Source organism: Flavobacterium sp. HSC-61S13, assembly GCF_024171535.1.
In the GTDB taxonomy this organism is placed as follows: domain Bacteria; phylum Bacteroidota; class Bacteroidia; order Flavobacteriales; family Flavobacteriaceae; genus Flavobacterium.
In genome coordinates, this window is sequence record NZ_JALJZV010000017.1 from 59,713 (window position 1) to 82,233 (window position 22,521).

The window sequence follows — 22,521 nt, forward strand, 5'->3', positions numbered from 1 at the left end:
TTCTATGACGCTCTTTCGATGGATGGTGTTTCAACGGTAGAAGAGGTCACTGAGAAGAACCGCCAACTGTTGGCCGATTTGATGTTGGTTTTGTGCAGTTCACATACGTACCAAGGGGTTAAAAGCAGTGGAGCCGTTTATAGAATAGGTCGGGATTATAAGGTTTACAGCCGTATTTATCCATTGGATTCGGACGTCAAAGACCGTTTCTTTTTACAGCAAATGCAGCGGAAACAAGATCAAAAATTGGAGCGATATCCCGACGATATTCCGCGTTTAAGTCCGGGTAAAGAAGTGGATACCTCGTATTTTATTGAAAGCGATTCGGGAGGCTACCACCATCCTCTAGAAGCGGTTTTCTTAATCGATATGGATGCCCAGGACCAAGTGATATATACCGTTCCCGCCATTTATGTCAAAGCCATGGCGGACGAAGGCGTCTGGAAAGACGTGATACTTGGACTGCGCATGGGAGGCAACCTCTTGGCGATTGTATTGGGAGTGGCTAGTTTGGGTACGAGTAATGCGTTGCTGTTGGCAGTGGCAGTGGCTGATATCAGCTTGGCTACCACCGATATTTTGGTGGTGATTGCCGAAGATGAGCTGATGAAAACCCAAGAGGGACAGGAGTTTTTGCGCAATTGGAATGCGATACAACCCTTGCTGTTGATGGGTACCTCGGCACCTTTAATGGCGCGTTCGGCAGTGGCATTGGTCAACAACACCTTTAATACCGGTGCCAAACTGCTGTCTAAAGCTACTACTCCTGCCACCAAAAACTTTTTGAGGGCCAGCCTTTTGAAAATGGTTTTTGAAAAAAATATTGCTAATTTTACTAAAAGCAGCCTGCAAATCATCGATGACGGTTATGGGGTTTATCAAGCCTCGTTATCGATCATTAAAATACGCGACGCGACGCGTTTGCAACAACAGGGCGTCTTGTTTGTAAAAGGTGAAATGACGGTGGGTAAAACGACCAAATCCGGAATAGTAGTCCTACACAAAGGGGAGATTCTCGCCAGTGGCGAAGCCAGAGCAGTACGCAAAAGTTTAAGCGAGTTGTGGAAGGCTAAGGGAGAAAGATTGGCCTATCTATTGGACAATGCCTATAGACGTGTTAGAGCCTTGGAGAAGTGGAAAAGTAAATTTGACCTGAAGTTTCACAATCATTTTGATGGGGAATTTAAAATAAAAATTTTCGATAAAATTTTTATTTTGAAAGGTGCTGGTGGACATAATCACGAAGTTATTGGCTTTACAGTTAAAATTCGAAAATACTTGACCAAACCGGTAGACGACATGCCTTTTGATGCGTTGATTTCGGTACGCTACCGCGTTCAAGGCAGATTGGGGCAATGGATAGATAAAGAGGCCAAATCGACAATGTTTCCGATAAATTGGGATATTACTCGAGTAAAACAAGAAATTGCTTTGGTGTATGATGAAATGATCAAGGTTAATATTAAACTTAAAAGTGCGAATAATAAATTTCAGTTTCCTGCCCCAAATGGAAAATTCAGGATTCAAATAGAAGTTGATCAATTAGGAAACATAACTAATGCTTTTCCAATATTATAATTTAAAAGTTAATAACATGGACTATAAATTTTCGTTAGACCCCTATGGGCAAAAAGATATGACATTTAAGTTTTACGGAATTGAGATAGACTCACTTACCGATGAAACTTGGGCATTAAACGGTATAAATTGGTGGGGCTGGACTGTGGAAGAAATTCAAAAAATAATTGATAAGTCAATGAGTTTAGTCGATAATCAAAACTATGAGTATCAGGTAGAAGGCAGTGATTTAATTCTTTATATAAAACGAGAACGAGTTTGTTTTTATGATATGCGTAGCGAACAAGAAGAGGCGGATCTCATTTGGTCTTTTGAGCAGTTTATTGATTTTATGGAGCAGTTCAAAGCATTTGTAGCAGAGAACGGTTGAGACGAATGATTTGTTGGGATGAATTAATTGTTAGTGGATTTTCCCCATTAAAGCCACAACAGTGGCTTTAATGGGGAAAATTCTTTTGGGAGCTATTGGCGTCACAGTTAAAATTCGAAAATACTTGACCAAACCGGTAGACGATATGCCTTTTGATGCGTTGATTTCGGTACGGTATCGGATTCAAGGCAGATTGGGTCAATGGATAGATAAAGAGGCCAAATCGATGATGTTTCCTAAAAATTGGGATTTGGAAAGAATTCAACAAGAAGTTGCTTTTGTTTATGAAAATGCTGTAGCTAAATATAAAGGTCTTGATATTAAAACTTTAGAACGAAATATTCAAAATTACAAAGGGAAATGTACAAGTGATTTTGATATTTTGATACAAGTTGACAGAAATAAAAATATTTTGGATTCGTATCCATTAATTAAAAAATGAAAAAATGACTTATATATTTAAAAAATATGATTGGGAAGGAATTACAATGTATGAAGTTAATTCTGAATTTCTGATTTTAGATCTACTAACTGGGTACTATTGGACTTCTATAATTATTGAAGGTATTATTGAAGGTATTGGATCAACTAAAGATACTTTTAATGATTTTAAATTTCAGACAGAGGGGGATGATTTATACATTTATAGTAATAGTTATGGTGTGCAATTTTTTGATCTAAAGAGTGTCAAAAAAGAAGTCGATTTAGTATTATCACATGATGTGTTTTTAGGTTTTCTAAATGATTTTAAAGTATTCGTAGTAGAGAACAGTTAGATAATGAAAAATTCGCATTCAAAAAAACGCTTTAAATATTTTTGAAAGCGAAAGAAGGATACGACAAATTATATACGCCCTAAAAAACAAATATTCTTCTAGATTATTTAATCCTAATAAAAGGGCATTGCAAGATTTGGGCATTATATTGCCCAAATCAAAAAACGGTTTAAGTGTGGATTTTGAAGGTACGCCGTATTTATATCCGGTAGCAGCAAACCAAAAAAACATCGTGAAAATAAAAATGACGGGGAGTAGAAAGAATGATAATAAATTGGCATACGAGCTTTCAGGAATAAAAAAAGATGGTATGTATACATGGCATCATTTAGATGATTATAATCCATTAATTAATACTTGTACGATGCAATTAGTAATAAAAAAAGTTCACAGAGCGGCGGTGCCACATTATGGTAGTGTTGAATTATTCAAAAAAATTCTGAAAGTAGAAAAATATTAGGTAAACATGAAAGCAATAAAATTTGAAAATGTAGAAAAAGGTATTAATTGGCAAGATATCAAAGATATTGAAAGTGAAATAGGTGTGATTTTACTAGAAAATTACAAAAGATTAATTTTAAAATTTAACGGAGGATTGACAGAAGACTCGAGCTTCATTGATGTATTACTAAGTATAAGATATGGTGAGCAGACAGTACAAGATATGGTTAAAATGCATCAAATTTTAGAAAGTAATATCCCCTTCAATTTTCTACCAATTGCGCTAGACTGGTCTGATAATCCGATCACTATAAACTTAAATATTGGAGAGCACTATGGTGAGATAGTGCAGTTTTATTTTGATACGGAGCAAGAACCAGAAGTTCTAGCCAAAGCACTTGAAGAACTACTAGGAGTTGAGAATATAGACGAATTGTAGTTTGGAAGTTGCTAATATGCATTAAGTGAAAATTTTGTTTTTTGAGAGCATGTTTTGTCCTCAGAAGAGCTGGTGGACACAATCACGAAGCTATTGGCTTTACAGTTAAAATTCGAAAATACTTGACCAAACCGGTGGACGATATGCCATTTGATGCGTTGATTTCGGTGCGCTACCGCGTTCAAGGTAGGCTTGGTCAATGGATAAATAAAGAGGCTAAATCGACAATGTTTCCGATAAATTGGGATATTACTCGAGTAAAACAAGAAATCGCTTTGGTCTATGATGAAATGATGAAGTACAAAAGTCAACTTAAAAATGGTATAAGTGATTTTTCATTTCCATCTTCCAATGGTGCGTTTGTTATTCAAATAAAAACAGATCAATCGGGAAATATAACTAATGCATTTCCATTAATAAAACAAAGAAAAAGATGAAATATAAATTTTCGTTAAATCCGTATGAACAAAAAAATATTCCTATTAAGTATTATGGTCTTAATCTAGATGCATTGGCATCAGATGAATGGGCCTTAAGAGGTATGAGTTGGTGGGATTGGACCCCAGAAGAAATACAAAGAATTATCGATAAAGCGAAGTATTTAATAGATGATCAAATTTTCGAGTATCAGGTAGAAGGTAGCGATTTGATTATATATGTATATATAGATGAAGTTCACTTTTTTGATGCGTATTCCGAACAAGAAGAAGCCGATCTTATTTGGACTTTTGAAAAGTTTATTGATTTTATGGAGCAGTTTAAAGCATTCGTAGCAGAGAACAGTTGAGACGAATGATTTGTTGGTACGAATTAATTGTTAGTGGATTTTCCCCATTAAAGCCACTCTTGTGGCTTTAATGGGGAAAATTCTTTTGGGAGCTATTGGCTTCACAGTTTAAATTCGAAAATACTTGACCAAACCGTTGGATGATATGCCTTTTGATGCGTTGATTTCGGTACGTTATCGGATTCAAGGCAGATTGGGTCAATGGATAGATAAAGAGGCCAAATCGACAATGTTTCCGATAAATTGGGATATTACTCGAGTAAAACAAGAAATCGCTTTGGTCTATGATGAAATGATCAAGGCAACAATTAAGTTTGAATTTGATAATAATATATTTCGTTTTCTTACTTCTGACGGTAAGTTTGTTATTCAAGTAGAAGTAAATCAATTAGGAAATATAACTAGTGCGTATCCATTATTAAAATATAAGAAAGTATGAAATACAAATTTTCGTTAAATCCGTATGATCAAAAAAACATTCCTATTAAGTATTATGGTCTTAATCTAGATGCTTTGGCATCCGATGAATGGGCTTTAAACGGTATGAATTGGTGGGGTTGGACTTCAGCAGAAATACAAAAAATAATCGATAAGTCAAAAGATTTAGTTAAGGATGAAATGTATAAATATCAAGTTGAAGGCAGTGATTTAGTTATTTATATTTATAGTGATGAAGTTTATTTTTTTGATGCGTATTCCGAACAAGAAGAGGCGGATCTCATTTGGTCTTTTAAACAGTTTATTGATTTTATGGAGCAGTTTAAAGCATTTGTAGCAGAGAACAGTTAAGCAAACAAAAAGGCACTAAAAACCATTCGCATTCCACTCGACGGTTTACCTATTTGACAAAAAAACGGTTAATAGGGTTAGTCCATTCAACATCAAAGCGGCAAATAGATAGGATGCGATCGATATTCGATTTTTATAAGTCCTGAAAACGATTAAACACGGCATTAAAAACAACAAAACTACCATGGGTATAAAAAGTTTCTCTGCCCAGTGACTCAATGCGTTATCGTGATACAATTGTTGCAACAGTGTGGCTCGCAAAACCCATAATAACAACATGATCAGACTGATATAAAAAATGGTTTTATCAAAAAGGATTGTCTTGTTCATGATTGTGGATTAAGCGTAATACGTTCCTTTCTATTGGCCAACTCCCAAGCTGTAGCAAAGATCAGTTGTACCCGTTTTTTTAATAAGTCATAGTCAATTTTATCTGCGGTGTCGGTAGATTTATGGTAATCTTCATGGGAACCGTTATAATAGAAAATTGCGGGAATTCCCTTTTTTACAAAATTGTAGTGATCGGATCTAAAATAAATTTGCTCGGGTTCACCAATGACGTTGTATTTATAGTCTAAAGTCAGTTGGGCGTATTGGTTGTTGGCATTTTCTGAAACTTCATGCAATTCCTTACTCAAGCGATCAGATCCCACTAGATAAATGTAATTTCCTGTTTCAAGATAGGCATCACTACGGCGGCCAATCATATCGATATTCAAATCGGCTATGGTTTTTTCCAACGGATACAAGGGGTTTTCGACATAATATTTAGATCCATAGAGTCCAAATTCTTCTCCAGTAAAGTGTAAAAATAATATAGATCGTTTTGGTCCCAATCCCTTTTTTGCAGCTTCTTTAAAAAGTCTCGCAATTTCCAAAACACCTGCTGTTCCTGAGGCATTGTCGTCAGCACCATAAAAAATCTGTCCGTTTTGGAAACCCATATGATCGTAATGCGCAGAAATTACTAAGGTTTCGTCGGGATATTCACTGCCTTTAATATAGGCAACTACATTTTCACTCTCCTTTAACACCGGGCCATAACCTTTGTCCATAAATGAGGCAGGAACCGTTTGCAAATGGTTTTTTGCCTTTTTCGGTGCTGAAATTTTATAGTTCTGATATTGCTTTACCAGGAAAGCCGCCGCTTTCTTTTGACCGATTTCACCAGTTTTTCGTCCTTCAAATTCATTTGACGCAAGCATCATTAGATTTTTACTCAGTGTATCGCGATTGATTTCATTGTAGAAAAACTCAAAATTATGCTGTTTTTTGTGTTGTGCCTGGGTCGTTCCTATAATCCCTAAAGCAACTACAGCAATCAAAATGTATTTATTAAATTTCATAAAGCTATCTTTAATCTTCTATTCAAGTGATTGGGCAATCCAAATGTTCTTTCAATTGGTGCCTAAAACCAAAAGGGCTTATTGTAGTCAACTACGATGCTGACTTCCAAAAAATCTATTGTCGCTGTAAATATAAACAACCTAAATAAAGGATTGTTTCTATTTCATCGAAAATTGTAGTTAATCCTATTATCTTTGTTTTTTAAATTAGTTATATGAGTCAAGTTGTATTGATTACTGGAGGATCATCAGGTATTGGTAAGTCCGTAGGTGAATTTCTTCAAACGAAGGGTTTTATTGTTTTTGGAACCAGTAGAAATCCCGATAAGATCAACAATTCGGCATTTCCATTAGTGGCTATGGATGTTCGAGATTCGGCATCGATAAAACGTGGAGTGGAGGAAGTTTTGAAACAGACCGGGCACATCGATATTTTAATCAATAATGCCGGTGTCGGTATAACAGGAGCTTTGGAAGAAATTCCAACTGAAGAAATAGTAAACAATTTTAGCACCAACCTGTTTGGGCCAATTGAAGTGATGAAAGCGGTTTTGCCAAGTATGCGCGATCAAAACAAGGGATTGATCATCAACATTACTTCGATAGCGGGTTATATGGGATTGCCTTTTCGCAGTGTTTATTCTGCATCTAAGGGTGCTTTGGAAATTATAACCGAAGCTTTGAGGATGGAAGTAAAACCGTTTGGTATTCAGATCACCAATGTCGCTCCGGGTGATTTTGCGACGAATATTGCTTCAGGTCGATATCATGCTCCTTTGCTCGAAAACTCCCCGTATAAAGAGGTTTATGGAGCTACTTTGAGTATGATGGATCAGCACGTGGATTCAGGTAGCAATCCGCAACAAATGGCTGATGCTATTTATTCAATCATTTTAAATCCAAAACCGAAAATTCATTATAAAGTCGGTGCATTTATGCAGAAGTTTTCCATCGTTTTAAAACGGGTACTTCCAGATAAAACGTATGAAAAGTTATTGATGAATCACTATAAAATTAAAGAATAACACCCTCTATTATACTGGTATAAATTGTATTTTTGAAAAATTATAACTCAACTAATAAATCCTATTTATGAAATTTTTTATTGACACCGCCAATTTAGAACAAATTAAAGAAGCTCAGGCTTTAGGCGTATTGGATGGAGTAACGACAAATCCATCGTTAATGGCCAAGGAAGGAATTACCGGCGCGGCAAATATCCTGAATCACTATTCGACAATCTGTAGTTTAGTAGATGGAGATGTGAGTGCTGAAGTGATTGCTACGGACTATGAAGGTATGGTGGCACAAGGTGAAGAATTGGCAAAATTACACGATCAAATTGTAGTGAAATTACCAATGACACAAGACGGAATTAAAGCTTGTAAATATTTTTCATCCAAGGGTATTAAAACGAATGTGACTTTGGTTTTCTCAGCAGGACAAGCACTTTTAGCTGCAAAAGCTGGAGCAACCTATGTCTCGCCATTTATTGGAAGATTAGACGATATTTCGACAGATGGGTTAATTCTAATTCAAGAAATACGTCAGATTTATGATAATTATGGTTTCCAAACTCAAATATTAGCTGCATCTGTACGTCATACGATGCATATTGTGAATTGTGCCAAAATTGGAGCAGATGTTATGACAGGACCTTTGTCGGCTATTTTAGGCTTGTTAAAACACCCGTTGACCGATAGCGGACTCGCGCAGTTTTTATTGGATTACCAAAAGGGGAATAGTTAATTCGTAATTCGTAATTCGTGAGTCGTGAGTCGTAATTCGTCGTAATTCGTCGTAATTCGTAGCGATGATGCTTACATTTTAAAAATAATATATAGAATTTTCCAAATACCTCTACTTGGGGTATTTGGGCAATTCTCCACTTACTCAGTAAAAAGAGTGAAATCGTAAATCGAGAGTCGTGAGTTTCGATAGATTTATCATTCTTATATCGAATTAAGTTTTCTTTACTATTTGCTTATTCCCATATCAAAGCCTATATGCCCATTTGCACATACGCGAATTCGCTTTATCACGTAAAAATGGAATAACCTTTCAACTTATCAGCATTTAAAGCCTATATGCCCATTTGCACATACGCGAATTCGCTTTATCACGTAAAAAGGGAACAGCCTTTCAACTTATCAGCATTTAAAGCCTATATGCCCATTTGCACATACGCGAATTCGCTTTATCACGTAAAAATGGAATAACCTTTCAACTTATCAGCATTTAAAGCCTATATGCCCATTTGCACATACGCGAATTCGCTTTATCACGTAAAAATGGAACAGCCTTTCAACTTATTTGCATTTAAAAGCCTATATGCCCATTTGCACATACGCGAATTCGCTTTATCACGTAAAAATGGAACAGCCTTTCAACTTATCAGCATTTAAAGCCTATATGCCCATTTGCACATACGCGAATTCGCTTTATCACGTAAAAATGGAATAGCCTTTCAACTTATCTGCATTTAAAGCCCATTAGCGAATCGGCGTATCAGCATTTAAAGCCTATATGCCCATTTGCACATACGCGAATTCGCTTTATCACGTAAAAATGGAACAGTCATTCAACTTATCAGCATTTAAAGCCTATATGCCCATCGGCGAATCGGCGTATCAGCGTATTAGCTTTCACTCAAAGTGTTTGTCCCCAACTGATGATTTCTTCTTTGATCATTTTTAAACCTCTACTAGCTTTTTCAGGGATTATCTTAAGATGTTGGTAACTGTGTGCTATTGGTGCAGGTTTGGGGTCGATATAGTACACTACAGCTTCTTCAGGTGCATAATCCATTAGTGAAGCAGCGGGATAGACCTGTAATGAAGTTCCGATGACAATAACAAAATCGGCTTCTTTTACGAAATCTATGGCGCGTTCGAATTCTGGGACGGCTTCTCCAAACCATACGATATCTGGGCGTAAGGCATCTCCCTGATCATTGCGATCAAGGCTGGTTAAATCGGTTGTCCAATCCAAGGTCAATTTGGCATCTCGAACACTTCGCACTTTTAATAGTTCGCCGTGTAAGTGAATAACATTTTGACTACCTGCACGCTCGTGTAAATCGTCGACATTTTGCGTTATGACAGTCATCTTAAAGTCATTCTGTAAATCAGCTAAGATATGATGTCCTTCATTAGGACTTACTTCTAATAATTGCTTACGACGTTGATTGTAAAAATCTAAGACTAGTTCCTTGTTTTTATTCCACCCTTCGGGGGAAGCTACCTCCATAACATCGTGTCCTTCCCAAATGCCGTCTGCATCTCTAAAGGTATTTATACCGCTCTCGGCACTCATGCCAGCACCAGAAAGTACGACTAACTTTTTTTCCATGTCTTTTTATTGTAAACCGATTACGGTGTTGTTATCTTTGTTGATTCAAGAAAGTTAATACTAAATAATGATTTCTACCAACAAACTATTTCAAAATATAGACTACTTAAATTATTTAGAAGATTTTATCACTGAAAATCGAAAAGCGGGATTTATAGAAGTTTTAAAAAACAGAACCAAACATTTTACTATAGTAACGGAAGATTTGTTTCAGTTGCACAATACGAGTGCGGTGATGCGAAGTTGCGAAGTTTTTGGGCTTCAAGATTTGCATGTGATCGAGGAAAATATGGGAAAAACCATCGATAAAGAAATTGCGATGGGAGCAGAGAAGTGGGTGGATATCCACAGGCACAACTCCAGTCAAAATTGTATCGATCATTTGCGGTCAAAAGGCTATCAGATCGTTGCGACAACGCCACATGCGGATTCCAGTCTATTAGAAAATTTCGATATATCCAAACCCGCAGCCTTGTTCTTTGGAACAGAGCGATCTGGTTTGTCAGATGAGATCATTAATCAAGCGGACAGTTATATTAAAATTCCGATGGTTGGATTTACGGAGAGTTTAAATATTTCGGTTTCGGCTGCTATAGTGATTCAAGATATCACAACGCGATTGCGAAATTCTGAAATAGAGTGGAAGTTAACAGCGGAAGAGCTGTTGGAAAAGAGAATTGATTGGGCCAGAAAAACAATTAAGGATATTGATAATATTACCGATCGTTTTATACAATTGCAAGGCCTGTAGTTTACTGCGACTTTTGATTCACGAATCACGAAAAAAAAACAGGGTTGTCTAAAAAGACAACCCTGTTTTTTAATATATTACTTTGAACTCTTCTTACGCAGCTTCATGTTGATGAACTCTACCGCTAGTGAAAAAGCAATAGCAAAATAGAGGTACCCTTTTGGGACAGCTCCGACTTCTTGTCCAGCTAATACCGCATGAGAAATATGCATACTTTCGGTAGTCAGCATAAAACCAATAAGAATTAAGAAGGAAAGTGCTAAGATTTGAATAGATGGATTTCTATTGACGAAATTACCTACTGGTACAGCAAATATCATCATAACAGCTACAGATACAATAACAGCTGCAATCATAATGTAAAGAGCTCCAGCAACTCCGTTGGTCATACCAACAGCGGTAAGTATACTATCTACAGAGAATATAATGTCGATCATCAGAATTTGAAACAAGATATTTCCAAAAGACTTATGAATTAATTTTTTAGTATCTATAGGGGAATCGTGATGTTCGATATGGTTTACTTTTTCGTGGATTTCCTTGGTAGATTTATAAATTAAGAAAATACCTCCGGCCAGTAAAATAATAGCTTGTCCGTTAAAGTCGGCCTTAAACCATCCCCAATCTACACTTAAGAAGGTTTGTTTCATCGCAATCAGATAGCTGACTCCAAATAACAACCCAATACGCATAAACATCGCTAAAAACAATCCAATACGGGTTGCTTTTTTTCGTTGTTCTTCCGGAAGTTTACCAGTGACTATGGAAATAAAAATGATGTTGTCAATTCCAAGAATGATTTCGAGGAATGTTAAAGTTAAAAATGCTACAATAGCATCTGCGGATAATAATACTTCCATATTTAGTTTTAATAGATTATTCGGAAACCTTTTCGATAACTCCGCGTTGTTTTTTTGCGTCTCCGACTATACCGTATTCAAAGGTATAGGTTTTGCCCTCGGTGGTTAAGATCTTCATGCTAACGGCTTTCTGTTCTGCTCTATTCTTCGGATTAACTTTTTGCAATACATATTCACAATCGTTAATCCATCGAATACTAGAAGTATCAACCTGTCCTTCAAATGTTTCGATTTCAATACTGTCATTTCTGACAAATCTCGAGGTTTTTTTGACTCCATCGATTTCTGTTTCGAAGACAAATGTTCCTGTTTTAAAATCTTTACAATTGCGTTCTTGTTGATAACAAGACACCAATACCAGGGATAAAGGTATAAAAAAAAGCATTCTCATGATGTATGTTGTTTTAAATTCTGAAATTATTTGCCAAATAAGGATTTCATTAAGGTTTGTATACCCTTAAAAAAAAGAAACATTGAAGTGATGCACATAAAAATACCAAGTCCTAATACAAAATAATAAAAAGGGTGATTGGGGTTTTTAAAAGCACTATTGATCACAACGGGTCCTACAAACATTAATGGGAGTGTAAGTGCTAGAAATTTGATCCCTTTAACCAGAAACTTTCTATTCGTGTGCTGCTGTTGTTCTTCTTTTTCTTCCATCGGTATTATGATTTGAATTGTTCGATAGCCTTTCTTACGGTTTGATGTTGCTCTAACAAGCGGGCGGCTTCTTCTGCAGTTAGGTTCAAGGTGGTACTGATGATTTGTATACCTCGTTGTATTAATTTTGCATTGGTCATTTTCATATCGACCATTTTATTTCCTTTGACTTTGCCTAATTGGATCATCGCAGTGGTTGAGATCATGTTAAGTACGAGCTTTTGAGCGGTACCGGCCTTCATGCGGGAGCTTCCAGTAATCAATTCAGGACCTACAACAACCTCTATAGGATAGTCGGCAACGACGCTTAAGGGGCTATTTTGGTTGGATGTTATACAGGCTGTGGCGATTTGATTTTTAGTACATTGTTTTAATGCTTCGATCACATAAGGGGTAGTGCCTGATGCGGCAATACCAATTACGATGTCTTTGGAGTTTATGTGAAACTGTTGCAAATCTAACCATCCTTGTTGTGGGTGATCTTCGGCATTTTCAACGGCATTTCTAATAGCTTGATCACCACCAGCTATAAGTCCTATAACCACATTGGAATCGACACCAAAGGTAGGGGGGCATTCGGAGGCATCTAAAATACCCATTCTCCCCGAAGTTCCTGCTCCTATATAAAAAAGACGTCCTCCATTTTTAAGGCAATGAACTACTTGAACGATTACCGCTTCAATTTGAGGCAACGCCTTTTCAACAGCCAAAGGAACTGTTTTGTCTTCGGTATTGATATGCCTTAATACTTCTGAAATAGACATTTTTTCTAAATCATTATAGGCGGAATCCTGCTCGGTAGTTTTAATAAAACTCATAGATACTTAAAAATGGATGCTCACAAAGTTACATTTTTTTTGTGAGTTGCAATCTATTTGTCAAGAAACCTCTTATTGTAATATAGTGCAGAAATTATGAATCGCTCATACAATAAATAGCACAATATAATCACAAACAGTAGTACTAAGACCTTAGAATACAGCGGCATTAAAATCAAGCTTCGTTTTGCTATAATTCTTTTGTTTTTTTATAGTTTGATATTGTTGGGAATAAACTACTTTTGCAGCAAGCAGACTGCCCTATCGCTAGTTCGTAAGAATTAGAGGAAAGTCCGGACACCACAGAGTAGCATAGCGGGTAACACCCGTCATTAGAATTTATTCTAAGAGGACAAGTGCAACAGAAAGTATGTACAGGTAATGCTGTAGTGAAACCAGGTAAACTCTATGCGGTGAAATGCCATGTATATTTAACGCTTGAGGGCTACTCGCCCGATGTTTTAGGGGTAGGCAGATGGAGCTATCGAGTAATTGATAGCCTAGATAAATGATAGGGATGCGTATACGCATACAGAATCCGGCTTATAGGTCTGCTTTTTTATTCTTCTTCACCGCTTTGAACCGTTTCAACTTCTTCTTCTGTAAGAAATTCGAAAAACGAAAATACGGAACCTCCATAATTCTTTTGAAAAGAATAGTTGTCTACATGTTTTAAATCAGTGTATTTAGAGTGTTCGACTACTAACATACCCTCTGAATCCAAGATGTTGTTTTCAAAGACTAATTGGACAATGCTCTCAAATTTTTCTTTTGAAAAATCATAAGGTGGATCGGCAAAAACGATATCGTACGATGATTTGTGTTTTTCAAGAAATTTAATCACATCAGCTTTTAAGGCTGTAATATCTAAATCCAATTCCTTAGCGGTTTTCTTAATAAAATTGACACAGCCAAAATCACCATCTACACTAATAATTGGACCCGCCCCACGTGAAGCAAATTCATAACTGATATTACCCGTGCCTGAGAAGAGGTCTAAGACTTTTAGTTCACTTAGATTAAAATGATTGTTGAGTACGTTAAAAAGGGATTCTTTACTCAAATCAGTAGTGGGACGAACAGGTAAATTCTTCGGTGCCGTTATTCTTCTACCTTTGTGTTGTCCAGATATAATTCTCATGATTGAAATAGGGTATAATATAAATTAAAATGATTGGGTGTTGAAGTTTGGATATTCGTGTTGATATTGAGTTTTTTGATACTTAATTCACGGATGTATTTATAGGCAATTTTAAAAAACTTAGATTCCGAATCTATCGCACCTAATAATACTAAAGGGTGAGCATCTGGATTTAGTTCTAACTGTTCGTATACAAACAAGATGTAATAGATAAAATCTTCTGCGGTTTGAAATGTAAAAGAGTTAAACAGCAGCAATTGATCGTTGTTAATCACGATCAATTCAAAATGAGTAGCTTGTAAATAGGCATAAACAACAGTTTCACTGTTATTGGAGTTGGTACTTAATAGATGTGTAACCAGGGCAGTGTTTATATTTTGGTAGGTGAATGCGCCGAATTTATCCAATAAAAAATTATTAATTGCAATATAGGGCACATAAACATTATTCATTTGATACAAATCCATTTCATCAAAAGCGAAAAAATCGGTAGAAAAAACTTTGGTAGAATATTGTAGATAAGCGCCCAAATTATTTTCGTCAAAAATGGATTGCGGTACAAAAGTATTTAGAGCATTATTGTGTAGCACCAAAACTTCATCATAGTCGAGGCGTAGCTTGTCATATTTGCTAAAAATAGTCTCTAATTGCTCTTCAATAGGCAAGGCCGGTTGCAAGCTTTCGCTATGAAATTCGAGCTGTTCTTGAGTGAGTATATCCTTAGTTAAAAAGGCAAACTCATTCAAGGAGACTTGTATAATTAATTGACTGTAATTTTTCGGATCACTCATTGGCATTTATTTTGGGGTACTACTGCTACAAATACCCGACAAATTTAAGCAAATTTTAAAGGAAGATATCCATTCCTGTTTAAAATCCTTAGTATCTTTGAAAACTAATCTGTTTTTACTTACTTATAATGACACCCTCCAAATTTTACCGTTTACTTTTAGATCAATTCCCCTTTGAAGCAACCCTTAAGCAAGATATATTTTTTCAAAAAATCGCTAATTTTGTGACTAGTTCTAAGCAGGATGAATTGTTTGTATTAAAGGGGTATGCCGGTACGGGAAAGACATCTTTGTTGTCTACGGTTGTAAATCATTTAGCTGCGGTAAACAAAACAGCAGTGATGTTGGCACCAACAGGGAGAGCGGCTAAGGTAATATCTAATTATTCACAGCAAGCGGCTTTTACCATTCACAAAAAGATCTATTATCCCAAAAAAGGTAAAGGCGATGGTTTGCAATTTACCATGCAAGTCAATAAATCGAGAAACACGATTTTTATCGTAGACGAGGCTTCAATGATTTCCGATGCGGCTACAGAATCGAATATGTATCAAAACGGATCTTTGCTCGATGATTTGATCCATTATGTATATAGCGGTCGCAATTGTAAGTTAATTTTGATTGGGGATACGGCACAGTTACCTCCAGTACACATGGATATTAGTCCGGCTCTGAACATCGATCAATTGTCGTTCAGTTTTCAAATGGAAGTAGACCATATTGAATTGGATGAAGTAATGAGACAAGAAGAAAACTCTGGAATATTATATAATGCCACGGAATTGAGAACCTTATTGGATTCTCAATTCTTTGATACCTTTAAGTTTTACTTAAAAGGTTTTAAGGATATAGTGAGATTGCAGGATGGACAAGATATTCAAGATGCGATTTTAACGGCTTATGACAAACAAGGGCCTGAAGAAACGGCATTTATCGTTCGTGCCAATAAGAGGGCCAATCAATATAATGAACAGATTAGAACGCGTATTTTAGACAAAGAAAGTGAATTGGCTGCGGGTGATTATATGATGGTGGTTAAAAACAACTATTATTGGTTAAAAGACTCTACGGTCACGGACTTTGTGGCTAATGGAGATATTATTGAGATACTGCAAATTTATAAAATACAGGAACTGTATTCGTTTAAATTTGCGTCTGTGAAAGTGCGAATGATTGACTATCCTCAATTGGCACCCTTTGATACGATTTTATTATTGGACACCATCCAGAGTGAATCACCAGCTTTAACCTATGAAGAATCCAATCGCTTGTATCAAGAGGTGATGTTGGATTATCCCGAAGAGACTTCAAAGTTTAAGAAGCTGCAGAAAGTCAAGCAGAATGAATATTTTAATGCCTTACAGGTTAAATTTTCCTATGCCATTACCTGTCATAAATCTCAAGGGGGACAATGGAATACTGTATTTATTGAACAGCCATATTTACCCGATGGTATTTCAAAGGAATACATTCGCTGGTTGTATACCGCGATGACCAGAGCTAAGGATAAACTGTATTTAATTGGTTTTAAAGACGAGTTTTTCGAGGACTAAATCGGTATTAAATTTTAGGGCTATTTGTACTTAAAGCGTATATTTATAAAGTCGCAGTCAACGGAATTTGTGTTGAATGTACAAAAACTTTATGAACGGAATCTAATTTAAAAACAACATCTATATATGAAAATTATCGCTGTAATTCCAGCCCGTTATGCTTCTACGCGTTTTCCTGCTAAGTTGATGCAGGATTTAGGGGGTAAAACCATTATTCGCAGAACTTATGATGCCGCTGTGGCGACTCAGTTGTTTGACGATGTTTTTGTGGTAACGGATTCAGAAATCATTTTTGATGAAATTCGTACACACGGCGGTAAGGTTGTACGCAGTATCAAGGATCACGAAAGTGGAAGCGATCGTATTGCTGAAGCGGTGGCGGATATAGAAGCGGATATCGTTGTAAATGTACAAGGAGACGAACCTTTTATCAATAAAGAAAATTTAGAGAAGGTTATAGCTATATTCAAGGATGATGAAGCAAATCAGGTTGATTTGGCTTCTTTGATGACGCCAATCAATGATTGGGAAAACATTGAGAATCCGAATCATGTTAAAGTTATTGTTGACCAGAATCAAATGGCTTTATATTTTTCAAGATCGGTGATACCGTATCCTAGGGATCGGGAAGTGGCGGTACAGTATTATCAGCATATCGGTATTTACGCTTTTCGCAAAGCCGCTTTGTTGGAATTTACAACCTTGCCGATGAAAAGCCTGGAAGCTTCGGAAAAACTGGAGCAACTAAGGTATTTGGAATACGGAAAAAAAATTAAAATGGCCGAAACTAACCATGTCGGCATTGGTATAGATACCGTTGAGGATTTGGAGAAAGCCAAAAAGTTATTGGAACAGTTTCCAGAATTACGATAAAAGAAGTGGCTATCTCAAAAGGGTAGCCACTTTATTTTTATAAGATTTCTATAAGAGAATAAATTGCATTGACATTGAAAATAAGCAAAAAAAATGACCGCCTCAATTTATGAAACGGCCTCTTTGTTTATTTCGTTTTTTCACTAGTTACTGATCACTAGTTACTGATCACTAGTTACTGATCACTAGTTATTGTACTTGTGCAGGCATAGTTGGTTGCGGCACTTCCGTTTCCGTAGCAGTGCGGGGTCTGGTGTTGTTATAGCGTGTCGCTGCTGCGGCAGGAGCTTTATCATCCAGTGGCATATAAATGTTGGTAATCCATTCAGACGGTTTTCGAGTTTCTAAAATTGATTTTTCAAAAACTAGAATAATGTTCTTGGATAGGTTTTCAGTTTGATTGGCGTTTTCCATAGCTTTTCGCGTATCGATAAGCGCTGTTTTAAGATGAGAGTAATCTCCTTTTAAAACGGTATTGAAGCTGACGAAACTCTCTTGCTTACGCCCTTGTACTTGACTATCTTCTGTAGTAAAGATTTCTTCAGCGATTGGTACACACATCGAAAAGCTGACAGAATCAGTACTGGAATTTCTCTCGATTATAGCAAAGGGTTTTCCTTTTTGCGTTAAGGAATTGTCTTTGGCAAAATCAATTAAGCTCTGAGCTATTCTAGCCATTGCTTCTGCTAAATCATCGTTGGTAGCTGTTGCTTTTTCGACAATATAATACGTTTCTCCTTGTACGACTAAACCTTTAGTATCAACGGTGAACTCGCTGAGTTCTTTGGTGAAATAATTTTTTATATTCGATAATCCACGGTCTAATTTCTCGCCTAATATCGTTTCAGCTCCTCCGGTAAAAAAATAAGTGATTTTCATCAAAATATTCATCTCTCCTTTGATGCTCCATGTAACAATGGTACCGCTAGTATCGTTTTTGAATTTCCAGCCGAGCATGGATGCGTTTTTATCGATGATTAAACTTTGTGATAAGCTATCTTTTGGAAAAGCTTTCAATGTTTTTAAAGTACCGTGTTCGTGGGCACTCTTCCAACTCAATCCCGCTGAATCTCCTTTAACTATGGCATCATAAGTAATATTTTTGGTGTCCAATCCTTCCCAAGGTCCCCAATCTTCCCAGCTTTTTAAATTATTGATATAATTGTAAACCGAACTTTGTGGCGCATTGACAAAAAGAGATCTTGTTACGGTATAGGCACCATTCTGTGTAGCGATATAGACAAATAAAGCGACCAAACTTAAAACCAATAAGAGTAAAAAATATTTGATAATTTTCATAGCGGGCAATGATGTTATTTTGTTATGGTAATAGATACCTGGCGAATCAATTTACGCAAATGTAAATCACTTCCTCGCAAGTATTTCGCACCGATCAGATTTTTTTATAAACGCTCTTTAAATCTTGGTAAGCAGGTGAAAATAAAATAAATATTAGAGCCTAAAAACAAGCACCTATTGATGAATATAATCAAAAATAGTAAATTATTACTATTTAAGTGTTGTTTTTAACACAAAAAGCAAACCTATAAATGCAATAAAGCCAATTAATACCCATAAACTACCCTTATAGTAGGTTTTGTGAAGCTGTATGTCCTTTCTATAAACGTAGACCATCGCTATTAAAAAAACGATTACAAAGAATATAGAAAATTTGATTTGTCCTGGAGTAAACATAATAATTTTTATTTCGACAAAATTAGTCTAATTATACGAGTTTCAAACAAAAAAAAACGCAGAAGCTTTGCTGTAGCGTGTTTTATTTAAAAATCAATGCTTATGGTGATTTTTAAGTATGGTTTTTGAGTAATTTTTGTTAAAAACTCATTAGTATCGATGTTTTTGTGTTTTTTATTTTGATTTAGTAGGTGTTTTTTAATTATATTTAAAATCCATTAACTTTAAATAAATTAATTATGTTAAAAAAAATTTTAGTTTTAGGGGCTATCATCTTACTGGCTTCCTGTTCAACGGAGGAATTATCAACTCAAAAATCAGACAAGGAATTACGAAATATGATTCGGAATTACGATCCAGATGGCTATGAATCTCCGTATAAAGGTCCCGCAGCTATAATGGATTATAATTTAAGTAATTTCACAGACGATCTAACTTTAGAGTATGTGGTTAATATTGGGTTAGCATATCATGATCGTGATAATGATCTAATGTATTTAGGTCTGCCAATGCAAGTTTATTTACCAAGTTTTATAACGAATAATAATAGTGAATACTTAAAAACTGTAGCTTCTTTACCTAAGAGTCTGGGACCTCATATAAATATAGCCTATCTCAATTCAGGGCATTGCCCTGTTTATACAGGTTTTGGGAAGGTTGCATTTTTTGATATCTATGCCAATACGAATGCTTTTGAGCCAGCTAAAATTTATGAACATGGTAAGATTCACACTATAAATTATAAAGTTAAAGATACGAATAATCATGTTGTTCATGAGGCATTAATCAAAGTTCGTTTCATTGATGATAGTTTTTATGGTACCCCAAATCTGATATGGGAAGATGGAGGTATTTATGAATCAACTGGAGAACAAATTCTTTTCAATGTAGATACAGGTGAAATTGTTATTGCTAATTCTCCTACTGGTACTCCAAGTATTGATTATTTTGATTATCAAGGGGAGAAATATTATTTCACTTCATATACTACTTCGCAAGGTGTGCGAATTATTCTTGATAAGCTTGAATTATAAGTCTGATATTATTAGACAAATAATTGACAAAAACATAACAGAAACGCCGTTCAAAAATCAATTTGAACGGCGTTTTTATATTTTAAAAGGTAAAATAAATTAGATTTTCTCAGTCCAATTAAATGGATCTAGTTCTGCTTTATTTTGAATACCCGTTAATTTATCTTTAATAATCAAAGCGAAAGATTCGCTGTCTTGCATTTCAGGTAGAGCGTAATACGCATCTTGAAAAGCAAAACCTTCAATCTGACTTACTACAGCAGCAGTACCTGCACCGAAGATTTCTTTTAAACTTCCGTTTTTAGCAGCGGCTATAATTTCCTCTACTAAAACCGTTTTAACTTGAATGTCTAAACCGATGTGTTTCGCTAATTCAACGATACTTTTTCTAGTAACACCGTCAAGTATACGTTCACTAGTAGGTGCAGTAAATAAAGTGTCATTTATTCTAAAGAACACGTTCATAGTACCGGCTTCCTCAAGTTTCGTATGAGTAGCATCATCTGTCCAGATTACTTGTTGGTATCCTTCTTTTTGAGCCAATTGAGTAGGGTAGAATTGAGCAGCATAGTTTCCAGAACATTTCGCAGCACCAACACCTCCATTAGCCGCACGGCTATAATGTTCTGCAATTTGTACTTTTACTTTTCCAGCGTAGTATGACTTAGCTGGTGACAATAAAATACAAAACATAAATTCTTTTGAAGGACCAGCAATCACTCCAGATTCTGTAGCGATCATAAAAGGACGGATGTATAATGAATTTCCTTTTCCTTTTTTAACCCAGTCTTTTTCTATATTTAATAAAGCTTTCAAGCCACCGATAAAACGCTCAGAATCAATTTCTGGCATGGCTAGACGAATAGCTGATTTATTGAATCTATTAAAATTTTCTTCAGGGCGGAATAACCACACCTCGTCATTACTATCTTTATAAGCTTTCATCCCTTCAAAGATCGCTTGACCGTAATGGAAAACACGGGCAGAAGGATCTAATTGAATAGGTCCATAAGGTTTGATTTCAACTTGTCCCCATACGCCGTCTTTGTAAGAACAAACAAGCATATGGTCGGTAAAGGCACCACCAAATGATACATTTTCAAAATCAAAAGTATCAATTTTCGATTTTTCTACTTTTGATATAGAAATATCTGTGATTGTTTTTAAACTCATTATAATGTTTTTAAGTGTTGTTGTTGTTTAAAATAAAGGAATAATATGCGATTTTTTATCAAAAATACTTTTACAAATTTAGCAAAAATATCTCCAAAATGCCGTAATTCATTGAACTATTTTCGAATTCAATTATTTTTAATTATATTTTTAAAATAATAAATAATATTTACAGATAATCTGCTAATCAGTATGAACTTGCGCATATTACCAACTATTTCCCATTTTTAAGTATCTTTGATAAAATTAAAATCACGTCAAAAGCATCAGATCTCTAACGTTATCGAGTTGGGTATTTACAGCGATTACGGTTGTTGCCGTGATTCTAAAAATGCTTTAATTAAAATAATATATCCATGAAAAAAACACTATTCTTATCTACTGTTTTACTAATTAGTCTGATTGGTTGTAAACAAAATTCCGAAGAAAAAACCGCGATTAAGGAAGCCGAAATGAGCTATGAGGTTTTCGGTGACTCAATTCAGGTCAATAATACAATATTGTCGCAACAAGAAATGAGTGAGAAATATCAAAATATGAAAGCGGGGGATACCTTGGCTGTTCAGTTTAAATCCAAAATTGAAGAGGTTTGTCAAAAGAAAGGATGCTGGATGAGTTTGAGTTTGGATCAAGGTAAAAAGAGTTTTGTAAAGTTTAAAGACTATGCTTTTTTTGTACCGATGAATGCTGGATCGCATGAAGTAATTGTTTCTGGTAAAGCTTATCTAAATGTTGTTTCTGTTGACGAACTAAAACATTATGCTAAGGACGGTGGTAAATCGGAGGACGAAATCGCACAAATTACAGAACCGAAAATCACCTATAGTTTTATGGCAGATGGTGTTTTAATTCAGCCTTAATGAAAATAGTTGGTGTTTTTATATGCGTCTTGTTGTGTTTCTCGTGTAAAGAACAGCATAAGCCGGTGAATTCCATGCCTGAGAAAAGTTCGTTTCAACTTTACAGTATGTCCGAAATGGCTTTGTTGATGGAGCAGTTGTATGTTGATAATATGCGAATAAAGGATGCGATACTTTCTGATGCCAATATAGCGGATAGCTTACCGAGCCATTATTTGAACTTGTCAACAGCAGTTCTAACCGATCCGACGGATAGGGATCTGTTCTTTGATAAGCAGATGACTGAGTTCATAAAAGCACAACGGCTAGTTTATGAAGTGGAAACGAATAGAAAAGAAAATTTTAATGCGATGGTTCAAAGCTGTATCAGTTGTCATCAAGTGAAGTGTGGTGGACCGATCGAACGCATAAAAAAACTGTTAATCCCTTAAT

The 22,521-nt window shown here is 35.7% G+C and carries 29 protein-coding genes and 1 other RNA gene; 19 read left to right on the plus strand and 11 right to left on the minus strand.

The genetic code is table 11. The features are described 5' to 3' along the window. The first annotated feature begins 18 nt into the window (after nt 1-18). The 10 genes from L1275_RS14070 to L1275_RS14115 all read left to right on the plus strand — a co-directional run bounded on the left by L1275_RS14070 (nt 19) and on the right by L1275_RS14115 (nt 5,180). Nucleotides 19-1,578, plus strand: a complete 1,560-nt coding sequence (locus L1275_RS14070; protein ID WP_253474673.1) for an EndoU domain-containing protein — start codon at nt 19-21, stop codon at nt 1,576-1,578. A gap of 16 nt (nt 1,579-1,594) precedes the next feature. Continuing rightward, entirely contained in the window at nt 1,595-1,948 is a 354-nt protein-coding gene (locus tag L1275_RS14075; protein ID WP_253474676.1) for a hypothetical protein, read from the plus strand. A 70-nt stretch (nt 1,949-2,018) separates the two neighbouring features. Further along, on the plus strand, nt 2,019-2,390 hold the full coding sequence (locus L1275_RS14080; RefSeq protein WP_253474679.1) for an EndoU domain-containing protein: 372 nt from the start codon (nt 2,019-2,021) through the stop codon (nt 2,388-2,390). 4 nt (nt 2,391-2,394) lie between these two features. Beyond that, a complete protein-coding gene (locus tag L1275_RS14085) occupies nt 2,395-2,724 on the plus strand; it encodes a hypothetical protein (RefSeq protein ID WP_253474682.1) in 330 nt (109 codons plus the stop codon). Nucleotides 2,725-2,899: 175 nt separating this feature from the next. Beyond that, nucleotides 2,900-3,184 carry an HNH endonuclease gene (locus tag L1275_RS14090; RefSeq protein WP_253474685.1) on the plus strand — a complete coding sequence of 95 codons (285 nt, stop codon included), beginning with the start codon at nt 2,900-2,902 and terminating at the stop codon, nt 3,182-3,184. A 6-nt stretch (nt 3,185-3,190) separates the two neighbouring features. Next, a complete protein-coding gene (locus tag L1275_RS14095; RefSeq protein ID WP_253474687.1) occupies nt 3,191-3,604 on the plus strand; it encodes an SMI1/KNR4 family protein in 414 nt (137 codons plus the stop codon). 41 nt (nt 3,605-3,645) lie between these two features. After that, nucleotides 3,646-4,041 carry an EndoU domain-containing protein gene (locus tag L1275_RS14100; protein WP_253474689.1) on the plus strand — a complete coding sequence of 132 codons (396 nt, stop codon included), beginning with the start codon at nt 3,646-3,648 and terminating at the stop codon, nt 4,039-4,041. Further along, complete coding sequence (locus L1275_RS14105; RefSeq protein WP_253474691.1) at nt 4,038-4,391, plus strand: hypothetical protein; 354 nt, start codon at nt 4,038-4,040, stop codon at nt 4,389-4,391. The genes L1275_RS14100 and L1275_RS14105 overlap by 4 nt, the downstream gene beginning before the upstream one ends. Before the next feature lie 124 nt (nt 4,392-4,515). After that, entirely contained in the window at nt 4,516-4,830 is a 315-nt protein-coding gene (locus tag L1275_RS14110; protein WP_253474693.1) for an EndoU domain-containing protein, read from the plus strand. After that, complete coding sequence (locus tag L1275_RS14115; protein WP_253474695.1) at nt 4,827-5,180, plus strand: hypothetical protein; 354 nt, start codon at nt 4,827-4,829, stop codon at nt 5,178-5,180. Before L1275_RS14110 ends, L1275_RS14115 begins: the two co-directional genes overlap by 4 nt. A 45-nt stretch (nt 5,181-5,225) precedes the next feature. On the opposite strand, the gene L1275_RS14120 is transcribed toward L1275_RS14115, so the two are convergent. After that, nucleotides 5,226-5,510: a hypothetical protein gene (locus L1275_RS14120; protein ID WP_253474697.1), complete on the minus strand. Its 285-nt coding sequence runs from the start codon at nt 5,508-5,510 to the stop codon at nt 5,226-5,228. Beyond that, nucleotides 5,507-6,526 (minus strand): M28 family metallopeptidase, encoded by a 1,020-nt coding sequence (locus L1275_RS14125; RefSeq protein WP_253474700.1) that lies wholly within the window; start codon nt 6,524-6,526, stop codon nt 5,507-5,509. Before L1275_RS14125 ends, L1275_RS14120 begins: the two co-directional genes overlap by 4 nt. A 215-nt stretch (nt 6,527-6,741) precedes the next feature. On the opposite strand from L1275_RS14125, the gene L1275_RS14130 reads away from it, so the two are divergent. Continuing rightward, nucleotides 6,742-7,551, plus strand: a complete 810-nt coding sequence (locus L1275_RS14130) for an SDR family oxidoreductase (protein WP_253474703.1) — start codon at nt 6,742-6,744, stop codon at nt 7,549-7,551. A 67-nt stretch (nt 7,552-7,618) separates the two neighbouring features. After that, on the plus strand, nt 7,619-8,275 hold the full coding sequence (gene fsa / locus L1275_RS14135; RefSeq protein ID WP_253474706.1) for a fructose-6-phosphate aldolase: 657 nt from the start codon (nt 7,619-7,621) through the stop codon (nt 8,273-8,275). A gap of 900 nt (nt 8,276-9,175) precedes the next feature. Here the strand turns inward: fsa and L1275_RS14140 are convergent. Then, the gene (locus L1275_RS14140) at nt 9,176-9,877 is read right to left on the minus strand and encodes an NAD-dependent deacylase (RefSeq protein ID WP_253474709.1); all 702 of its coding nucleotides are present in this window, start codon (nt 9,875-9,877) and stop codon (nt 9,176-9,178) included. A 67-nt stretch (nt 9,878-9,944) separates the two neighbouring features. On the opposite strand from L1275_RS14140, the gene L1275_RS14145 reads away from it, so the two are divergent. Continuing rightward, the gene (locus L1275_RS14145; protein WP_253474712.1) at nt 9,945-10,628 is read left to right on the plus strand and encodes an RNA methyltransferase; all 684 of its coding nucleotides are present in this window, start codon (nt 9,945-9,947) and stop codon (nt 10,626-10,628) included. A 77-nt stretch (nt 10,629-10,705) separates the two neighbouring features. On the opposite strand, the gene L1275_RS14150 is transcribed toward L1275_RS14145, so the two are convergent. From L1275_RS14150 to murQ, 4 genes are read right to left on the minus strand one after another with little or no spacing between them, the layout of a single operon-like run. Further along, nucleotides 10,706-11,488 carry a TerC family protein gene (locus L1275_RS14150; protein WP_253474715.1) on the minus strand — a complete coding sequence of 261 codons (783 nt, stop codon included), beginning with the start codon at nt 11,486-11,488 and terminating at the stop codon, nt 10,706-10,708. Between the two features lie 16 nt (nt 11,489-11,504). Continuing rightward, a complete protein-coding gene (locus L1275_RS14155; RefSeq protein WP_253474718.1) occupies nt 11,505-11,879 on the minus strand; it encodes a DNA topoisomerase IV in 375 nt (124 codons plus the stop codon). Nucleotides 11,880-11,905: 26 nt separating this feature from the next. Continuing rightward, on the minus strand, nt 11,906-12,151 hold the full coding sequence (locus L1275_RS14160; RefSeq protein WP_253474721.1) for a DUF6095 family protein: 246 nt from the start codon (nt 12,149-12,151) through the stop codon (nt 11,906-11,908). A gap of 5 nt (nt 12,152-12,156) precedes the next feature. Further along, entirely contained in the window at nt 12,157-12,969 is an 813-nt protein-coding gene (gene murQ, locus L1275_RS14165) for an N-acetylmuramic acid 6-phosphate etherase (protein ID WP_253474724.1), read from the minus strand. Between the two features lie 248 nt (nt 12,970-13,217). Between murQ and rnpB the strand changes: the two genes are divergently transcribed. Further along, nucleotides 13,218-13,531, plus strand: an RNA gene (gene rnpB, locus L1275_RS14170) — RNase P RNA component class A. Here the strand turns inward: rnpB and rsmD are convergent. Next, complete coding sequence (rsmD, locus tag L1275_RS14175; protein WP_253474727.1) at nt 13,529-14,110, minus strand: 16S rRNA (guanine(966)-N(2))-methyltransferase RsmD; 582 nt, start codon at nt 14,108-14,110, stop codon at nt 13,529-13,531. The genes rnpB and rsmD overlap by 3 nt on opposite strands. Continuing rightward, nucleotides 14,107-14,901 (minus strand): DUF3822 family protein, encoded by a 795-nt coding sequence (locus L1275_RS14180; protein ID WP_253474730.1) that lies wholly within the window; start codon nt 14,899-14,901, stop codon nt 14,107-14,109. The genes rsmD and L1275_RS14180 overlap by 4 nt, the downstream gene beginning before the upstream one ends. Nucleotides 14,902-15,029: 128 nt before the next feature. Here L1275_RS14180 and L1275_RS14185 point away from each other — a divergent pair, with 128 nt between their 5' ends. Together L1275_RS14185 and kdsB are read left to right on the plus strand one after the other, a co-directional pair. Further along, entirely contained in the window at nt 15,030-16,454 is a 1,425-nt protein-coding gene (locus L1275_RS14185; RefSeq protein ID WP_253474733.1) for an ATP-dependent RecD-like DNA helicase, read from the plus strand. A gap of 126 nt (nt 16,455-16,580) precedes the next feature. Then, complete coding sequence (gene kdsB, locus L1275_RS14190; protein WP_253474736.1) at nt 16,581-17,327, plus strand: 3-deoxy-manno-octulosonate cytidylyltransferase; 747 nt, start codon at nt 16,581-16,583, stop codon at nt 17,325-17,327. A gap of 189 nt (nt 17,328-17,516) precedes the next feature. Here the strand turns inward: kdsB and L1275_RS14195 are convergent, their stop codons facing one another. Further along, the gene (locus L1275_RS14195) at nt 17,517-18,626 is read right to left on the minus strand and encodes a hypothetical protein (protein ID WP_253474739.1); all 1,110 of its coding nucleotides are present in this window, start codon (nt 18,624-18,626) and stop codon (nt 17,517-17,519) included. A gap of 635 nt (nt 18,627-19,261) precedes the next feature. On the opposite strand from L1275_RS14195, the gene L1275_RS14205 reads away from it, so the two are divergent. Further along, entirely contained in the window at nt 19,262-20,056 is a 795-nt protein-coding gene (locus L1275_RS14205) for a hypothetical protein (protein WP_253474745.1), read from the plus strand. Nucleotides 20,057-20,155: 99 nt separating this feature from the next. Here L1275_RS14205 and L1275_RS14210 read toward each other — a convergent pair whose 3' ends face one another. Next, nucleotides 20,156-21,229, minus strand: a complete 1,074-nt coding sequence (locus L1275_RS14210; RefSeq protein WP_253474748.1) for a branched-chain amino acid aminotransferase — start codon at nt 21,227-21,229, stop codon at nt 20,156-20,158. 356 nt (nt 21,230-21,585) lie between these two features. Between L1275_RS14210 and L1275_RS14215 the strand changes: the two genes are divergently transcribed. Beyond that, a complete protein-coding gene (locus L1275_RS14215; RefSeq protein ID WP_253474751.1) occupies nt 21,586-22,089 on the plus strand; it encodes a DUF4920 domain-containing protein in 504 nt (167 codons plus the stop codon). After that, a complete protein-coding gene (locus L1275_RS14220) occupies nt 22,089-22,520 on the plus strand; it encodes a hypothetical protein (protein ID WP_253474753.1) in 432 nt (143 codons plus the stop codon). The genes L1275_RS14215 and L1275_RS14220 overlap by 1 nt, the downstream gene beginning before the upstream one ends. Nucleotide 22,521 lies beyond the last annotated feature (1 nt).

What these genes read in the sequence shown, in the direction of transcription:
- L1275_RS14070 (WP_253474673.1), top strand. Translation starts at nt 19, where the DNA reads ATGGATGGTGTTTCAACGGTAGAAGAGGTCACTGAGAAGAACCGCCAA.
- L1275_RS14075 (WP_253474676.1), top strand. Translation starts at nt 1,595, where the DNA reads ATGGACTATAAATTTTCGTTAGACCCCTATGGGCAAAAAGATATGACA.
- L1275_RS14080 (WP_253474679.1), top strand. Translation starts at nt 2,019, where the DNA reads ATGGGGAAAATTCTTTTGGGAGCTATTGGCGTCACAGTTAAAATTCGA.
- L1275_RS14085 (WP_253474682.1), top strand. Translation starts at nt 2,395, where the DNA reads ATGACTTATATATTTAAAAAATATGATTGGGAAGGAATTACAATGTAT.
- L1275_RS14095 (WP_253474687.1), top strand. Translation starts at nt 3,191, where the DNA reads ATGAAAGCAATAAAATTTGAAAATGTAGAAAAAGGTATTAATTGGCAA.
- L1275_RS14105 (WP_253474691.1), top strand. Translation starts at nt 4,038, where the DNA reads ATGAAATATAAATTTTCGTTAAATCCGTATGAACAAAAAAATATTCCT.
- L1275_RS14115 (WP_253474695.1), top strand. Translation starts at nt 4,827, where the DNA reads ATGAAATACAAATTTTCGTTAAATCCGTATGATCAAAAAAACATTCCT.
- L1275_RS14120 (WP_253474697.1), bottom strand. Translation starts at nt 5,510, where the DNA reads ATGAACAAGACAATCCTTTTTGATAAAACCATTTTTTATATCAGTCTG.
- L1275_RS14125 (WP_253474700.1), bottom strand. Translation starts at nt 6,526, where the DNA reads ATGAAATTTAATAAATACATTTTGATTGCTGTAGTTGCTTTAGGGATT.
- L1275_RS14130 (WP_253474703.1), top strand. Translation starts at nt 6,742, where the DNA reads ATGAGTCAAGTTGTATTGATTACTGGAGGATCATCAGGTATTGGTAAG.
- fsa (WP_253474706.1), top strand. Translation starts at nt 7,619, where the DNA reads ATGAAATTTTTTATTGACACCGCCAATTTAGAACAAATTAAAGAAGCT.
- L1275_RS14140 (WP_253474709.1), bottom strand. Translation starts at nt 9,877, where the DNA reads ATGGAAAAAAAGTTAGTCGTACTTTCTGGTGCTGGCATGAGTGCCGAG.
- L1275_RS14145 (WP_253474712.1), top strand. Translation starts at nt 9,945, where the DNA reads ATGATTTCTACCAACAAACTATTTCAAAATATAGACTACTTAAATTAT.
- L1275_RS14150 (WP_253474715.1), bottom strand. Translation starts at nt 11,488, where the DNA reads ATGGAAGTATTATTATCCGCAGATGCTATTGTAGCATTTTTAACTTTA.
- L1275_RS14155 (WP_253474718.1), bottom strand. Translation starts at nt 11,879, where the DNA reads ATGAGAATGCTTTTTTTTATACCTTTATCCCTGGTATTGGTGTCTTGT.
- L1275_RS14160 (WP_253474721.1), bottom strand. Translation starts at nt 12,151, where the DNA reads ATGGAAGAAAAAGAAGAACAACAGCAGCACACGAATAGAAAGTTTCTG.
- murQ (WP_253474724.1), bottom strand. Translation starts at nt 12,969, where the DNA reads ATGAGTTTTATTAAAACTACCGAGCAGGATTCCGCCTATAATGATTTA.
- rsmD (WP_253474727.1), bottom strand. Translation starts at nt 14,110, where the DNA reads ATGAGAATTATATCTGGACAACACAAAGGTAGAAGAATAACGGCACCG.
- L1275_RS14180 (WP_253474730.1), bottom strand. Translation starts at nt 14,901, where the DNA reads ATGAGTGATCCGAAAAATTACAGTCAATTAATTATACAAGTCTCCTTG.
- L1275_RS14185 (WP_253474733.1), top strand. Translation starts at nt 15,030, where the DNA reads ATGACACCCTCCAAATTTTACCGTTTACTTTTAGATCAATTCCCCTTT.
- kdsB (WP_253474736.1), top strand. Translation starts at nt 16,581, where the DNA reads ATGAAAATTATCGCTGTAATTCCAGCCCGTTATGCTTCTACGCGTTTT.
- L1275_RS14195 (WP_253474739.1), bottom strand. Translation starts at nt 18,626, where the DNA reads ATGAAAATTATCAAATATTTTTTACTCTTATTGGTTTTAAGTTTGGTC.
- L1275_RS14205 (WP_253474745.1), top strand. Translation starts at nt 19,262, where the DNA reads ATGTTAAAAAAAATTTTAGTTTTAGGGGCTATCATCTTACTGGCTTCC.
- L1275_RS14210 (WP_253474748.1), bottom strand. Translation starts at nt 21,229, where the DNA reads ATGAGTTTAAAAACAATCACAGATATTTCTATATCAAAAGTAGAAAAA.
- L1275_RS14215 (WP_253474751.1), top strand. Translation starts at nt 21,586, where the DNA reads ATGAAAAAAACACTATTCTTATCTACTGTTTTACTAATTAGTCTGATT.
- L1275_RS14220 (WP_253474753.1), top strand. Translation starts at nt 22,089, where the DNA reads ATGAAAATAGTTGGTGTTTTTATATGCGTCTTGTTGTGTTTCTCGTGT.